This window comes from Puribacter membranae, assembly GCF_055380425.1.
This window is the reverse complement of sequence record NZ_AP040167.1, coordinates 2,146,413-2,160,459: the sequence shown is the minus strand read 5'-3', so window position 1 is coordinate 2,160,459 and position 14,047 is coordinate 2,146,413. Positions and strand designations below refer to the sequence as shown.

Sequence of the window (14,047 nt, the reverse complement as noted above, 5' to 3'; positions counted from 1 at the left end):
TTGCCCATGAGTTCATTTAATTTTCCCAATCGTTCGTTTCCTCAAACCCGTCTGCGCCGTATGCGCCGCGATGCTTTTTCGCGTCATTTGATGCGTGAAAACACGCTCAGCGCGCATGATTTGATTTATCCGGTGTTTGTGACGGAAGGGGAAAAACTGCGCGCGCCGATTCCGAGTATGCCGAATCAGTTTCGCTTATCTTTGGATGAGTTGCTGCCCGTGGCGGAGCGTGCGGCGACTTTGGGCATTCCAGCGCTGGCGCTGTTTCCGGTGATTGAAGCGCACAAAAAGACCTTGGATGGACGCGAAGCGTTCAATCCCGATGGGCTGATCCCGCGCGTGGTGCGCGAGTTGAAAACACGTTTTCCCGAGCTGGGCATCATCACCGATGGCGCGCTGGATCCGTATACCTCGCACGGTCAGGATGGCTTGATTGATGAACAGGGTTATGTGCTGAACGATGCGACCACCGAAGTACTGGTACAGCAGTCTTTGTGCAATGCGCAGGCGGGTGCGGATGTGATCGCGCCATCAGACATGATGGATGGGCGCATTGGCGAGATTCGCCGAGCATTGGAAGCGCACGATTTTCAATTGACCAAAATCATGTCGTATGCGGCAAAGTATGCGTCGCATTTCTATGGGCCGTTCCGCGACGCGGTTGGCTCGGCCGGCAATTTGGGCAAGGCGGATAAAAAGACCTATCAAATGGACCCGGCGAATGTGAACGAGGCCTTGCACGAAGTCGGCATGGATTTGGCCGAGGGCGCCGACATGGTGATGGTGAAGCCGGGCATGCCGTATTTGGATGTGATTCGCGCGGTGAAGGAGACGTTTCAAGCGCCAACCTTGGCTTATCAGGTCAGCGGCGAGTACGCAATGCTGTGCGCTGCGGCACAAAACGGCTGGTTGGATTTGGATAGTTGTATGTTGGAATCATTGGTGGCGTTCAAACGCGCCGGTGCAGATGGCATTTTGACGTATTTTGCGCTGGAGGCCGCTGAACTGCTCCGTTGATATTTTTATAATATAAAGGAGTTAATCATGGTCACACGGAAAGAAACAGATTTTTTAGGCGAACGCGAGTTGGACGACACGCAGTATTACGGCGTGCAAACCTTGCGCGGTATTGAAAACTTCCACATCACCGGCGTACCGGTCTCGAACGAGCCGTACCTCATCGCCGCTTTTGGCTATGTGAAAAAAGCCGCGGCAATGGCGAACCACGAATTGGGCGTTTTGCCGAGCGATATTTATCCGGCGATTTTAAAGGCGTGTGACCGCTTGATCGAAGGACAATACATCGATCAATTCCCGACAGACATGATTCAGGGTGGCGCGGGCACATCGACCAATATGAATGTGAACGAAGTGTTGGCGAACGTCGCGCTCGAAATCATGGGGCATCCGAAAGGCGCGTACCACATCATCAGCCCGAACGACCACATCAACTGCTCTCAGTCCACCAACGACGCCTATCCAACTGCATTCCGCGTGGCACTGATTCACCGCATGAAAGACTACCGCCAAATCGTGCTGAACCTCGTGGATGCCTTCCACAGCAAAGGCGATGAATTCTCTGACGTGCTGAAAATGGGGCGCACCCATTTGCAAGACGCCGTGCCCATGAGCATGGGCGCTGAATTTAAAGGCTTTGGTAACAACCTACTCGAAGAAATCGACCGCATTGACGCCTCTACGCGCCTGCTCACCGAAGTAAACATGGGCGCAACCGCGATCGGCACATCGGTCAACGCACCGACCGGCTATCCGCAATTGGTCGTGCGTCATTTGTCTGAGCTGACTGGCATTGATTTGCACCTCTCGCCTGACTTGGTCGAAGCGACCTCGGATACCGGCGCATATGTACAATTGTCCGCGACCATCAAACGCACCGCTGTCAAATTATCCAAAATTTGTAACGATTTGCGTCTGCTCGCCAGCGGTCCACGCACTGGTCTGAACGAAATCAACTTACCGCAGTTGCAACCGGGCTCGTCCATCATGCCGGGCAAGGTCAATCCGGTGATCCCAGAAGTGGTGAACCAAGCGGCTTTCTACGTCATTGGTAACGACGTGACCGTCACGCTCGCCGCCTCCGCGGGTCAATTACAACTGAACGTGATGGAGCCGGTACTGGGCTACGCACTGTTCAGCTCAATCAAAGCGATGGGCAATGCGATGATCGCTCTGCGCGAAAAATGTGTACTCGGCATCACCGCAAACACAAACCGCACGCGCGACATGGTCTTGTCCAGCTTGGGCATCGTGACCTTGCTCAACCCGATTTTGGGCTACAAAAAATGCTCGGAAATCGCACGCGAGGGTTATCAGCAAAACAAATCCATCCACCAAATCGTGGTGCAGGAACAAAAACTGATCACGCAAGAGCGCTGGGATGAACTGTTCTGCTTTGAAAATCTCATCCACCCGAATTTTCAAAAAGATTGATGAACGGTAAACAACTCATCAAAAAACGGTAAAATGCCGACAGCGCACCTTATTCCCGCCAATCCCACAGTGTTCGGATCAGCGGGAATAGGACATCAAGCTTCCCCGACTCCCGCGCCAGCGGGAGTCGGGTTTTTAGCCCGAGATGAACAAGTCTGAATGCCCGCCATACCGAAACGGCGCTTCGCTTTTTGCGGTTATGACGGTATACTTTTTAGACCTTTTGCCCATTTTCATTCCATCCCTTGTCCGCCGCCCTCTTCTCCTACAAGCTGAACAAACGGCGGCCAAACAGCGACCCGACCCAACATGAATGCCTACTATTTTCACACGCAAGCCAATGGCGCACACACAATCAGCACGACCCGTTCTGAGCAATGGCTCGCAGCCGGTGGCTTTGTTTGGTTGGACTACCACCATTCCGAAGTGGCGCTGGATGAGGAGCATTGGCAGGCCGCCGTTCAATCACTCACCGGCATCCCGATTGACGACTACCACGTCTCCGACGTCTTGAATTTACAGCATCCGTCCTCGTTCGATTTAACGGATGACTACGACTTTCTGATTTTTCGCAAGCTGGTTTTGCCGGAACAACTGCGTCAAACCGCCCATCAAGACACCGAGCAAAAGAACATCTTTTCGCCCGATAAAATCAACACCTCACCGGTCAGCTTCATTCTCACCGACCACGCGATTGTCACCATACGCACCGAGCACAGCCCCGTGTTTGCGCAGATGCATCAGCGGCTCAACGCCTTCATGCAAAGCCACACCGAAGGCATGAGCAAAGAAAGCATACCCAAAGCCAAGCGAGTACCCACTTCGCCGCTCGACCTGTGTTTGAAACTACTGAACGCGCTGATTGACCAATACCTCGACATGCGCGCCCCGCTGACCGAGCAGATCCAAAGCTGGCAAACCGAACTGTTGCAAGGCAACCACCGTTTCTCACAATGGGCGCAATTGCTCAACGAAAGCGTCGCTCTGCAACAATTGGAAAATCTGTGCGAAGAGCAAATCGACGCACTGCAAGAGCTGCGCGACAACTTCATCGAGGATCAGGTGGATGATGAGAATGCGAACGAAAGCGTGCGCCCACTGATTCAACCGCAGGGGCAACGACGTGACATCATGCTGGTGCGCATCAAAGATTTACTTGAGCACGCCGAACGCGTGCAGCGCCACACCGTGCGCCTGCAAGCCTCATTACAATCGGCGATTGATCTGCACTTCTCCGCCTCGTCCAACCAAACCAACGAAACCATGCGTTTTTTGGCGATCGTCACCGCAGTTTTTGCACCGCTGACCCTATTGGCCGGGATTTATGGCATGAATTTTGACATCATGCCCGGACTGCACAATAAAAACGGCTTTTGGCTGATGCTCGGCGTAATGGTATTGACCACGGTAGGGCTGCTGTACTATTTCCGCCGCAGAAGCCTCGTCGGACGCGGAAAAAAAAGCATCGCGCAACTGCTGTCACAACAAAATGATTCGGATTACTTGACTTAGAACCCAAACCGAATCCAATCAAACTATCACCATATCAGCAGCATAACGCTTGACCGATTCGGCGCTGCTGACTACAATCGCCGCCGATTCGTATGCACGACAAGCAAATAACCAAGGAGACAGCATGAACAAAATCTACCCCAGCGCCAGTGCCGCCCTCGCGGACATCGTGCGCGACGGCCAGACCCTCGCCGTCGGCGGCTTTGGTCTGTGCGGGATTCCTGAGGCGCTGATCGCGGCTTTGCGCGATACCGGCGTGCAACAGTTGACCTGCATTTCCAACAACGCGGGCGTGGATGGTTTTGGGCTGGGACTGTTGCTCGAATCGCGCCAGATCAAGAAAATGATTTCCTCTTATGTCGGGGAAAACAAAGAATTCGAACGCCAGTACCTCGCCGGTGAATTGGAATTGGAGTTCGTGCCACAAGGCACGCTGGCCGAGAAACTGCGTGCAGGCGGCGCGGGCATCCCCGCTTTTTTCACCAAAACCGGTGTCGGCACGCTGGTCGCCGAAGGCAAAGAAACCCGTGATTTTGACGGTGAAACCTACCTGATGGAACGCGCGCTCACTGCGGATGTGGCGTTAATTAAGGCATGGAAAGCCGACAAATCGGGCAATCTGATTTACCGCCGCACCGCCCGCAATTTCAATCCAATGGCGGCAACCGCAGGCAAAATCACCGTGGTAGAAGTCGAAGAAATCGTTGAAAATGGTACGTTTGATCCCGACCAAGTTCACACGCCGGGGATATTCATTGACCGCATCGTACTCAACGCGCATCCCGAAAAGCGGATCGAGCAGCGCACATTACGTACAGAATCATAAGGGGAAATCGCATGGCTTGGAACAAAGATCAAATGGCCGAACGCGCCGCGCAAGAGTTGCAAGACGGCTTTTACGTCAACCTTGGCATCGGCCTGCCCACATTGGTGGCGAATTATGTCGGTAGCGACAAAGAGGTGTGGCTCCAGTCCGAAAACGGATTGCTCGGTATTGGCCCGTTTCCCACAGAAGAGCAAATCGATGCCGACCTCATCAACGCCGGCAAACAAACCATCACCACACTCCCGGGCTCATCGATTTTTTCGTCTGCGGATTCGTTCGGCATGATTCGCGGCGGTCACGTTGACCTATCGATTTTGGGCGCGATGCAAGTCTCGGCGAACGGCGATTTGGCCAACTGGATGATTCCCGGGGCGCGGGTCAAGGGCATGGGCGGCGCAATGGATCTGGTCGCTGGCGTCAAACGCGTGATTATTCTGATGGAGCACACCGCCAAGAAAAAAGACGGCTCCGGTGAAGAATTCAAAATTCTGCCCGAATGCACCCTGCCACTGACCGGTGTGCGTGTGGTTGATCGCATCATCACCGATTTAGGCGTGTTTGATGTGACCGAACGCGGCATCACCGTCGTCGAGCTTGCTCCTGAGGTCAGCCTCGAATACGCGCAAAGCAAAACCGGTGTGCCATTGATTAGCTAAGGAAATACGGAAAAAGTAAAACCCTACTTTTTCCGCGTTTTCCTAAGTCCATTAAACAGTCACATGCACAAAACCCAGCCGTTGGCTGGGTTTGTTTTTTACAAGCAGCCCCACTCACCCCAAACTTTTCTGCACCGGCAAAGCGTGCGTGAGCTTGACCTCCTGCAACAAAATATTCGATCGAATCTGCCGGATGATGGAAGAGTTGAGCAATTGTTGCATCATAAATTCATTGAGCGCGGTCAAGTCGCTGGCCACCACTTTTAAGAAATAATCAAAATCCCCCATGGTTGCGTAACATTCCAGCACCTGTGGCGCGTTTTGCGCCCATTGCTGGAACTCCTGCGCAGGGAATTTGCCATGCTTTTCGATCGATACATGAATGATCGCCAGCACACCAAAGCCGGTATGCGTGCGCGATAAACGCACCGCGTATTGCGCAATCACGCCCAATTCCTCCAGCCGTTTGATGCGGCGCTGGCACTGTGATGCCGATAAAAATACGCGATCGGCCAACTCACTGTGGGTCAGGCGGCTGTCCTGTTGCAAAGCATGCAGCAAACGCACATCAAATTCATCCAAAGCGACGGAATGCATGAATATCTCCTATTTTTCAATTTTATGTATATTTTATCGCACAAATGATTTTTATTGAGCGATATATGCGCAAAAATTGCACGATGTTATCAGTACAATTCACGCACAAAGGTTGATTAAAACCATTTTATTAAACCTATTTTTGGAGACACACATGCATACTTGGGACAACCCCATCGGTACAGATGGTTTTGAATTCGTTGAATACGCCTCCGACGAGCCGGAAAAACTGGGCGCGTTGTTTGAATCGCTCGGTTTTACCGCCATTGCACGTCACCGCAGTAAAAACGTGACGTTGTACCGTCAAGGACAGATCAATTTTATTTTGAACGCTGAATCCCGCGGCCAACCCAAAGCCTTTACCGATCAACATGGCGCCAGCGCCAATGCGATGGCGTTTCGCGTCAAAAACGCAGCCGATGCGTTTGCCAAACTCGTGGCGATGGGCGCCAAGCCTGTGGCCTCAGGCACAGGCCCAATGGAATTGCAGATTCCGGCGATTGAAGGCATTGGCGGCTCTTTGGTATATTTGGTGGATCGCTATTTGGATGAAAACGGCCAAGGCATCAGCATCTACGACATTGACTTTGTACCCATTCCAGGTGTGGATCAGCACCCTGTCGGCACAGGTTTGACCTATATCGATCATTTGACGCACAACGTTGAGCGCGGCGACATGGACAAATGGGCAGGCTTTTACGAAAAATTATTCAATTTCCGTGAAATCCGCTACTTTGACATCGCGGGCAAACACACCGGCCTGTTTTCACGCGCCATGACCAGTCCGTGCGGCAAAATTCGCATCCCGATCAATGAATCGGCGGATGACAAAAGCCAAATCGCGGAATATCTGCGCGAACACAACGGCGAAGGGATTCAGCACATTGCGCTCGGCTCGAACGACATCTACCGCACCGTGAGCGAATTGCGCGCGAATGGTATGGATTTTATGCCTACGCCCGACACCTACTATGACAACATCGACAAACGCTTGCCCGGACACGGCGAAGACCTTGAGCGTCTGCGCGCCCTGCGTATTTTGATCGACGGTGAACCGATGGACAAAGTGGGCAAAGAGGACAAATTGTTGCAAATTTTCACGCAAACGGTGATCGGTCCGATCTTCTTTGAAATCATCCAACGCAAAGGCAATGACGGCTTTGGCGAAGGCAATTTCCAAGCGCTGTTTGATTCGATTGAGCAAGACCAAATCAATCGCGGCGTACTCAATGCCTAAAATCCGACATGCGTCACACCGCAGGGTGTGGTGCATGGGACACTCATAAAAAGCAAAACCCAAATCACACCAGCCCTGTTCACTGAATTTTCGGAGACACTCATGAGTCTGCAACTGCATTACCTCAGCGGTTTTCGCAACCATTTTTCAACCGAAGCTCGCCCAAACACCCTACCCATCGGGCAAAACTCGCCCCAGCGCTGCGCATACGACCTCTACGCCGAGCAGTTGACCGGTAGCGCCTTCACCGCACCGCGCTCGCACAATCTGCGCTCATGGCTGTACCGCACACGCCCATCGGTGGCGCAAGGCGCGTTTCGCCCGCTGAATTTGGATGTCGCCGCAGCCAACCCGACCTCTACCGCGCCGACCAACCCCACGCCGATGCGCTGGGGTGCTTTGCCCACCGTGCATGGCGAGCGCGATTTCCTCGAAGGGCTGTTCACCGTCTGTGGCAATGGCGCGATTCGCCAACAAGCGGGCATCACGATTGACCAATACGCCTTCAACCGCGATATGAGCGAGCGTTTTTTCTACAACGCCGATGCGGAAATGCTCTTCATTCCGCAGCAAGGCACGCTGCGTTTGCACACGGAAATGGGTGTGCTCGAAGTACCGCCGTTGTACATCGCGGTCATTCCGCGCGGGGTTAAATTTCAAGTGCGCACCACAGGCGATACCGCCGAATCACGCGGCTATCTGTGCGAAAACCACGGCGCACCGTTTGAGTTACCCGGTTTGGGGCCGATCGGCGCCAATGGCTTGGCCAATCCGCGCGATTTTGAAAGCCCCGTGGCAGCATTTGAAGTGCGCGAAGGCGACTTTGAATTGGTCGCCAAATTCGATGGGGCGTTTTGGTCTGCACCGATGGATCATTCACCGCTGGACGTCGTTGCTTGGCACGGCAATTATGCACCGTATCGCTACAATCTGGCGCACTTCAATACCGTCAATAGCGTCAGTTTCGACCACTGCGATCCGTCCATTTTCACGGTGTTGACCTCGCCGTCCGCCGTGGCGGGCACGGCGAACTGTGATTTCGTGATTTTTCCACCGCGCTGGATGGTGGCAGAAAAAACCTTCCGCCCGCCGTGGTTCCATCGCAACATCATGAGCGAATTCATGGGATTGATCGAAGGCGTGTATGATGCGAAAGCAGACGGCTTTGTTCCCGGCGGCGCGAGCCTGCACAATTGCATGTCGCCGCACGGCCCTGACGCCGCGACCTTTGCCAAAGCGTCTACCAGCGAGCTAAAACCCGAATACCAAGGCAATACCATGGCGTTTATGCTCGAGAGCTGCTGGGTTATGCACCCGACGCCAGCGGCATTGAACGCACCCCATTTTCAGCCCGACTACATGAACGTGTGGCAAGGTTTGACCTCGAATTTTAAATCGATGTAAGAGAACGGAATCAGCCCATGATGACACTGAACGAAACCCATCACCCCGATTTGCGCAGCTGGCTCGCCAGCGCCAATGAGGCCACGAGCGACTTTCCGATTCAAAATTTACCGTTCGCGGTTTTTAAACGACGCGACAGCGATGAGGCCTTTCGCGGCGGCGTGGCCATTGGCGACCAAGTGTTGGACTTGGCGCAGTTGGTACAAACCACCCCCGCATTGCAGTCGGAATTATTCAGCGACTTGGCTTTGCAAGCGCTCTGCGCCGCCAGCGCACCCACATTGAACGAATTCATGGCAATGGGACGAGACGCATGGTCGGCCTTGCGTCTGGCGCTCTCGCGTGGCTTGCGCAGCACCGCCGAAGCACACATCCAAAGCGCGTGGGCGCAATGTCTGATCGCACAAACCGATGTGGTGTACAGCGTACCCGCGCAGATTGGCGACTACACCGATTTTTACACCTCGATCTACCACGCCACCAATGTGGGCAAACTGTTCCGCCCCGACCAACCCTTGATGCCGAACTATCAATGGATTCCGATCGGCTATCATGGCCGCGCCTCGTCGGTGGTGATTTCGGGTACGGATTTTAAACGGCCGGTATCACAGGTGAAAGCGCCGAATGATCCGGCGCCGCGCCTATCGCCCAGCCAGCGCATGGATTACGAATTGGAATTGGGCGTATACATCGGTGTGGGCAATGATTTGGGCGCGACCATCGCGCTCGACGACACACCGTCGCACGTTTTCGGCCTGTGCTTGCTCAACGATTGGTCCGCGCGCGATATCCAAGCATGGGAATACCAACCGCTCGGCCCGTTTTTGGCGAAAAACTTTGCCACCAGCGTATCGCCGTGGATTGTGACGCTCGAAGCCCTCGCGCCATTTTTGGGCGCATGGGATCGCCCGAGCGACCACCCTCAGCCACTGCCGTATTTGGACTCACCTACCGTTCGCGCACACGGCAGCATTGACATCACGCTGGACGTGCATGTGCAAACCGCCGCCATGCAAGCACAGGCACAATGGCATCACTTGACCCGTGGCAATTACCGCGATGCGTACTGGAGCTTCATGCACATGGTGGCGCATCACACGGTCAACGGCTGTAATTTGAACGCAGGCGATCTGCTCGGCACCGGCACGTTGTCCGGCCCGAGCTTGGCTCAAGCGGGTGCGTTAATTGAAATTACTACCAACGGCAAAGAGCCGATCACGCTGAGCAATGGCGAACAACGCACGTTTTTACAAGACGGCGATGCGGTCAAAATGACGGCGTTCTGCGCGCGCGATGGCTACCCGCGCATCGGTTTTGGCGAAGTCGTCGGGCGCGTATTGCCCGCTGATTCCCTGTAAGCACTGTTAACGGAGCAATATTCATGCGCGTGTTATACGATTATTTTCGCTCTTCCGCCAGCTATCGCGTGCGCATTGCGCTCAACCTCAAAGGTTTAGCCTACGACAGCGTGCCTGTGTCCTTATTGGACAACGCCCAGCGCGCGCCTGAATATCTGAGCAAAAACCCGCAGGGTTTGGTTCCGGCGCTGCTCGATGGCGAGCAACTCTTAACCCAATCTTTGGCCATTTGCGAATATTTGGAAGAGACTTACCCGCAGCCTGCGCTATTGCCCAACGATGCCATCGGTCGCGCCCGCGTGCGTGCGTTGGCGCTGAGCATTGCCTGTGACATTCACCCGCTGAATAATTTGCGCGTCTTGCGCCGCTTGGAAGCGCAATTTGCCGCCGATCAGGCAGGCAAAGACGCATGGTATCAACATTGGATTCAAAGCGGATTTGAGGCATTTGAGCAACAGATTCAAAGCACCCACGGACAATATTGCTTCGGCGATACCGTCACTTTGGCGGATTTGGCGCTGGTACCGCAGGTGTACAACGCGCGACGCTTTAACTGCGATTTGAGCGCCTATCCAACGATGCTGGCCATTGAACAACGCTGTTTGGCTTTGGACGCCTTTGCACGCGCGACGCCGGAGGCGGTTCAAGCCCAATCGTAACGATCAACCGCTTCGCCACGCAGAGGAGAAACGCATGGCACCGAACACACCCGATCGCAAAACCGATCACTACACCGCCAGTCACCCCGATGATCTGCCGCAGGCGGCGGATTACACCGTTCAGCAGCCACTGCATTTATACACCGAGCAGGATCACCAAACTTGGCGCACGCTGTACGCGCGGCAAGCGCAATTGCTCAACGGTCGTGCATGCGATGAGTATTTACGCGGCTTGCAACAACTGCGCATGAGTCACGAACGCGTACCGGATTTTAATGAGCTGAACGATATTTTGCGCGCACACACCGGCTGGCAAATCGTCGCGGTGAATGGCTTGGTCCCCGACGAGGTGTTTTTCGATCATCTGGCCAACCGCCGTTTCCCCTGTACTTGGTGGATGCGTCGTCCTGAGCAAATGGATTACTTGCAGGAGCCGGACTGCTTTCACGATGTGTTCGGTCATGTGCCGCTGCTCATCAATCCGGTCTTCGCGGATTATATGCAGGCATACGGCGAAGGTGGCCTGAAGGCCGAACGTTTGCAGGTATTGCCGATGCTGGCGCGGCTGTATTGGTATACGGTGGAGTTTGGCCTGATCCAAACCGCAGACGGTTTGCGAATTTATGGCGCAGGCATTGTTTCGAGCAAGGCCGAAAGTCTGTATAGTCTGGATTCCGATGCACCGCATCGCGTCGGTTTTGATTTGCGCCGAATTTTGCGTACCGAGTATAAAATTGACGATGTGCAAAAAACGTATTTTGTGATTCGTGATTTTGCCCAGCTATTTGACCAAACCCGCGCCGATTTCACCCTGATTTACGATGAGCTCAAAGCTTTACCGAGTTTTTCTGCCGATCAGATTCAGGTCGGCGACCAAATTGTGAGCCGCACATGAAGCCATCCACCACCGCACTGAGCCATAATGAAATCAACGATGCGCTACCGAGCATCGGCGCATGGACGTACGATGAAAAGCGTTCTGCGATTTCGCGTACCTTTGTCTTTGCAGATTTTAATGCCGCTTTCGGTTTCATGAGTCGCGTTGCACTGTACGCCGAAGCGCACAACCATCATCCCGAATGGTTCAACGTCTGGAACCGCGTGGAAGTGACCTTGACCACGCACGATGTGGGCGGCCTGTCACAACGCGATGTAGCGATGGCGCGCTGGATGGATGCGGTATTTAGTTCCAGCGAATAACACGCTAACGCGCACCAAACACCAAAACAAACGGCAATGATCTGTCATCATTGCCGTTTCTTATTGCACCGAACTGCACCAGTTAGCTGGCCAAGGCTTTGTCTAAATCAGCGTAGAACTGTTTCCAATCCGGCTCACCGATGTATTTTTTGCTCTTGCCGTTTTTATCAATGATGTAGGTGGTCGGTGTGCCAATGATCTCGCCGAAGGCTGTGGCGATTTTGCCATCGCTGTCCCACACATTTAGGAAAGGTAATTGTTTTTCGGCGGTGTAGTTTTTCACAATCTCTGGATTGTCGTACTGCATCGCAACGGCCACGTATTCCACGCCTTTCGGGTGGTATTGTTGGTACATTTCCACCATTTTCGGCATTTCTTTTTTACAGGTGGTGCAGGTCGTTGCCCAGAAATTGACGATGACGACTTTGCCCGCTTGTTGCATCGCGCCGAAATCCACCGGTTTTTGATCGAGGGTTGCGGTTTTCACCTGAGCATACGGACTTTGGCCTTGGCTACCGCCGCAAGCGCTCAAGCCGACAGCGGCAATGGATACGGCGGTCAACGCGGCTGCAAGCCGTAATTTGGCGTGGTGTTTCATTGGCATTCCTAAACAAAAAATTCACTCAAATTGATGGCGTCTGGGCGTGATTATAACAGCATCCGCCAATGCCCACCTCAACCCGAATCGATGTTGCGCAGCCACTCGATATGACGCGCAGTACCGGCCACTTGTACCAGCACGGCGTCAATGCGGCAATCCGCCCGTGCGCACTCGGGATGCGTTTGAATATACAGCGCAATCGCTTTGCGCAGGCGCGCCAATTTATGCGGCGTGATCGCCGCAATTGCGCCTCCGAATGCCTCGGAGCGACGCATTTTTACCTCGACAAACACCCAAACCGCACCATCCCGCATGATGAGATCAATTTCACCGAACGGCGAAGCAACGTTGCCATCCACATAGCGCAAACCGGCCTGCTCCAAATATAGACGCGCAATCAGCTCCCCGCGCTCACCCATCAATTGCGTCGGCGAACGCGCCGCGTAGTGACGTTGCGTACCGTTGGCGACCGATTCAGCAGCGGTTGGCGACTGATCGGCCGATGACTTTTGAACGATTTTCAGCAGTTGGGTAATGGCTTTTTTCATGCGTTCGTGGCGTGGATGGACGGGAGGCTTCGGTTGACTCGGGTTTTCATGTTAGAGTAACGCATCTGTTTTCATCCCTACTCATTATGTCTTCTGAAATTTTAAGTGCGCTGTGGCAATCCGCCGCGCAACAACAGTTCCCGACCCACGCATTGTATCTGGTCGCCACCCCGATTGGCAATCAGGCGGACATCAGCATCCGCGCGCTGGCGGTATTGTCCAAAGTGGATGCGATCGCCTGTGAGGACACGCGCCACAGCAAAACCTTGCTGAACCAATACGGCATTCAAAAGCCGTTGATCGCCGCGCATGAGCACAACGAAAATGCCGCCGCGCAGCAAATCATCGAGCGCCTGCAGCGTGGCGAGCGCATCGCCTTGATCACCGATGCGGGCACACCAGCGATTTCCGACCCGGGTGCGCGTGTGGTGGCACACGCACGTGCTGCGGGCTTGCGCGTGGTGCCGATTCCGGGCGCCAGCGCCGTGGTGACGGCACTGTCGGCCACCGGCGTGGAGCACGGCTTTAGCTTCGTCGGCTTTTTACCGGCCAAATCGGCGGCGCGGGCGCACACACTGAGTCAATGGCAACAGCGCCACGAATCCTTGGTGTTCTACGAAGCGCCACACCGCTTGCATGACACCGTCGCGGCATTGGCGCAAGCCTTCCCGATGCGCACACTCACCATCGCACGGGAACTGACCAAACTGTACGAAAGCTTCGAAACAATCGCTTTGAGCGAAGCCGATGCGTGGCTAAAAACCGCGTCTGAGCCCCGCGGCGAGTATGTGCTGGTGCTGCACGAAGCGGCCACGCAGAGCGCAGAAACGCATCCGGCGTGGCACAATACATTGGCGGTTTTGCTCAAAGAATTGCCACTCAAGCAAGCGGTCGCGCTCACGGTGACGCTCACGCAAGCGGCGAAAAATGAGGTGTATGCACACGCGCTGGCGCTGAAAAATCAGTCATAACCCCACACACAAACTCATTCGCATAAA

General features: G+C 54.2%; 15 protein-coding genes. 12 read left to right on the top strand and 3 right to left on the bottom strand.

From position 1 onward, the window contains the following. Positions 1–6: 6 nt before the first annotated feature. From hemB to ACZ41M_RS10355, 5 genes are all read left to right on the top strand, one after another. Positions 7–1,017, top strand: coding sequence for a porphobilinogen synthase (hemB, locus tag ACZ41M_RS10375; protein WP_464731243.1), 1,011 nt, complete (start codon positions 7–9; stop codon positions 1,015–1,017). A 27-nt stretch (positions 1,018–1,044) separates the two neighbouring features. After that, the gene (locus ACZ41M_RS10370; RefSeq protein WP_464731244.1) at positions 1,045–2,451 is read left to right on the top strand and encodes an aspartate ammonia-lyase; all 1,407 of its coding nucleotides are present in this window, start codon (positions 1,045–1,047) and stop codon (positions 2,449–2,451) included. Positions 2,452–2,760: 309 nt separating this feature from the next. Next, complete coding sequence (locus ACZ41M_RS10365; protein ID WP_464731245.1) at positions 2,761–3,963, top strand: magnesium transporter CorA family protein; 1,203 nt, start codon at positions 2,761–2,763, stop codon at positions 3,961–3,963. 124 nt (positions 3,964–4,087) lie between these two features. Further along, entirely contained in the window at positions 4,088–4,789 is a 702-nt protein-coding gene (locus ACZ41M_RS10360) for a CoA transferase subunit A (RefSeq protein WP_464731246.1), read from the top strand. An 11-nt stretch (positions 4,790–4,800) separates the two neighbouring features. Continuing rightward, positions 4,801–5,445, top strand: coding sequence for a CoA transferase subunit B (locus ACZ41M_RS10355; RefSeq protein WP_464731247.1), 645 nt, complete (start codon positions 4,801–4,803; stop codon positions 5,443–5,445). Positions 5,446–5,559: 114 nt separating this feature from the next. On the opposite strand, the gene ACZ41M_RS10350 is transcribed toward ACZ41M_RS10355, so the two are convergent. Beyond that, positions 5,560–6,042 (bottom strand): Lrp/AsnC family transcriptional regulator, encoded by a 483-nt coding sequence (locus tag ACZ41M_RS10350; RefSeq protein WP_464731248.1) that lies wholly within the window; start codon positions 6,040–6,042, stop codon positions 5,560–5,562. Between the two features lie 154 nt (positions 6,043–6,196). Here ACZ41M_RS10350 and hppD point away from each other — a divergent pair, with 154 nt between their 5' ends. The 6 genes from hppD to ACZ41M_RS10320 all read left to right on the top strand — a co-directional run bounded on the left by hppD (position 6,197) and on the right by ACZ41M_RS10320 (position 11,900). After that, on the top strand, positions 6,197–7,279 hold the full coding sequence (gene hppD / locus ACZ41M_RS10345) for a 4-hydroxyphenylpyruvate dioxygenase (RefSeq protein ID WP_464731249.1): 1,083 nt from the start codon (positions 6,197–6,199) through the stop codon (positions 7,277–7,279). 102 nt (positions 7,280–7,381) lie between these two features. Further along, positions 7,382–8,683, top strand: a complete 1,302-nt coding sequence (gene hmgA, locus ACZ41M_RS10340) for a homogentisate 1,2-dioxygenase (RefSeq protein ID WP_464731250.1) — start codon at positions 7,382–7,384, stop codon at positions 8,681–8,683. Between the two features lie 20 nt (positions 8,684–8,703). Next, positions 8,704–10,041, top strand: coding sequence for a fumarylacetoacetase (fahA, locus tag ACZ41M_RS10335; RefSeq protein ID WP_464732152.1), 1,338 nt, complete (start codon positions 8,704–8,706; stop codon positions 10,039–10,041). A gap of 23 nt (positions 10,042–10,064) precedes the next feature. Then, a complete protein-coding gene (gene maiA, locus ACZ41M_RS10330) occupies positions 10,065–10,700 on the top strand; it encodes a maleylacetoacetate isomerase (RefSeq protein ID WP_464731251.1) in 636 nt (211 codons plus the stop codon). Between the two features lie 34 nt (positions 10,701–10,734). Continuing rightward, positions 10,735–11,595 carry a phenylalanine 4-monooxygenase gene (gene phhA / locus ACZ41M_RS10325; RefSeq protein WP_464731252.1) on the top strand — a complete coding sequence of 287 codons (861 nt, stop codon included), beginning with the start codon at positions 10,735–10,737 and terminating at the stop codon, positions 11,593–11,595. Beyond that, the gene (locus tag ACZ41M_RS10320; RefSeq protein WP_464731253.1) at positions 11,592–11,900 is read left to right on the top strand and encodes a 4a-hydroxytetrahydrobiopterin dehydratase; all 309 of its coding nucleotides are present in this window, start codon (positions 11,592–11,594) and stop codon (positions 11,898–11,900) included. The genes phhA and ACZ41M_RS10320 overlap by 4 nt, the downstream gene beginning before the upstream one ends. A gap of 82 nt (positions 11,901–11,982) precedes the next feature. Here the strand turns inward: ACZ41M_RS10320 and ACZ41M_RS10315 are convergent, their stop codons facing one another. Together ACZ41M_RS10315 and ACZ41M_RS10310 are read right to left on the bottom strand one after the other, a co-directional pair. Beyond that, positions 11,983–12,498, bottom strand: a complete 516-nt coding sequence (locus ACZ41M_RS10315; protein ID WP_464731254.1) for a TlpA disulfide reductase family protein — start codon at positions 12,496–12,498, stop codon at positions 11,983–11,985. A gap of 77 nt (positions 12,499–12,575) precedes the next feature. Further along, positions 12,576–13,049, bottom strand: coding sequence for a YraN family protein (locus ACZ41M_RS10310; RefSeq protein WP_464731255.1), 474 nt, complete (start codon positions 13,047–13,049; stop codon positions 12,576–12,578). An 86-nt stretch (positions 13,050–13,135) separates the two neighbouring features. Between ACZ41M_RS10310 and rsmI the strand changes: the two genes are divergently transcribed. Continuing rightward, positions 13,136–14,020, top strand: coding sequence for a 16S rRNA (cytidine(1402)-2'-O)-methyltransferase (rsmI, locus tag ACZ41M_RS10305; protein WP_464731256.1), 885 nt, complete (start codon positions 13,136–13,138; stop codon positions 14,018–14,020). Positions 14,021–14,047: the final 27 nt, after the last annotated feature.

Coding starts and splice junctions, on each gene's coding strand:
- hemB (WP_464731243.1), top strand. CDS start 7: ATGAGTTCATTTAATTTTCCCAATCGTTCGTTTCCTCAAACCCGTCTG.
- ACZ41M_RS10370 (WP_464731244.1), top strand. CDS start 1,045: ATGGTCACACGGAAAGAAACAGATTTTTTAGGCGAACGCGAGTTGGAC.
- ACZ41M_RS10365 (WP_464731245.1), top strand. CDS start 2,761: ATGAATGCCTACTATTTTCACACGCAAGCCAATGGCGCACACACAATC.
- ACZ41M_RS10360 (WP_464731246.1), top strand. CDS start 4,088: ATGAACAAAATCTACCCCAGCGCCAGTGCCGCCCTCGCGGACATCGTG.
- ACZ41M_RS10355 (WP_464731247.1), top strand. CDS start 4,801: ATGGCTTGGAACAAAGATCAAATGGCCGAACGCGCCGCGCAAGAGTTG.
- ACZ41M_RS10350 (WP_464731248.1), bottom strand. CDS start 6,042: ATGCATTCCGTCGCTTTGGATGAATTTGATGTGCGTTTGCTGCATGCT.
- hppD (WP_464731249.1), top strand. CDS start 6,197: ATGCATACTTGGGACAACCCCATCGGTACAGATGGTTTTGAATTCGTT.
- hmgA (WP_464731250.1), top strand. CDS start 7,382: ATGAGTCTGCAACTGCATTACCTCAGCGGTTTTCGCAACCATTTTTCA.
- fahA (WP_464732152.1), top strand. CDS start 8,704: ATGACACTGAACGAAACCCATCACCCCGATTTGCGCAGCTGGCTCGCC.
- maiA (WP_464731251.1), top strand. CDS start 10,065: ATGCGCGTGTTATACGATTATTTTCGCTCTTCCGCCAGCTATCGCGTG.
- phhA (WP_464731252.1), top strand. CDS start 10,735: ATGGCACCGAACACACCCGATCGCAAAACCGATCACTACACCGCCAGT.
- ACZ41M_RS10320 (WP_464731253.1), top strand. CDS start 11,592: ATGAAGCCATCCACCACCGCACTGAGCCATAATGAAATCAACGATGCG.
- ACZ41M_RS10315 (WP_464731254.1), bottom strand. CDS start 12,498: ATGAAACACCACGCCAAATTACGGCTTGCAGCCGCGTTGACCGCCGTA.
- ACZ41M_RS10310 (WP_464731255.1), bottom strand. CDS start 13,049: ATGAAAAAAGCCATTACCCAACTGCTGAAAATCGTTCAAAAGTCATCG.
- rsmI (WP_464731256.1), top strand. CDS start 13,136: ATGTCTTCTGAAATTTTAAGTGCGCTGTGGCAATCCGCCGCGCAACAA.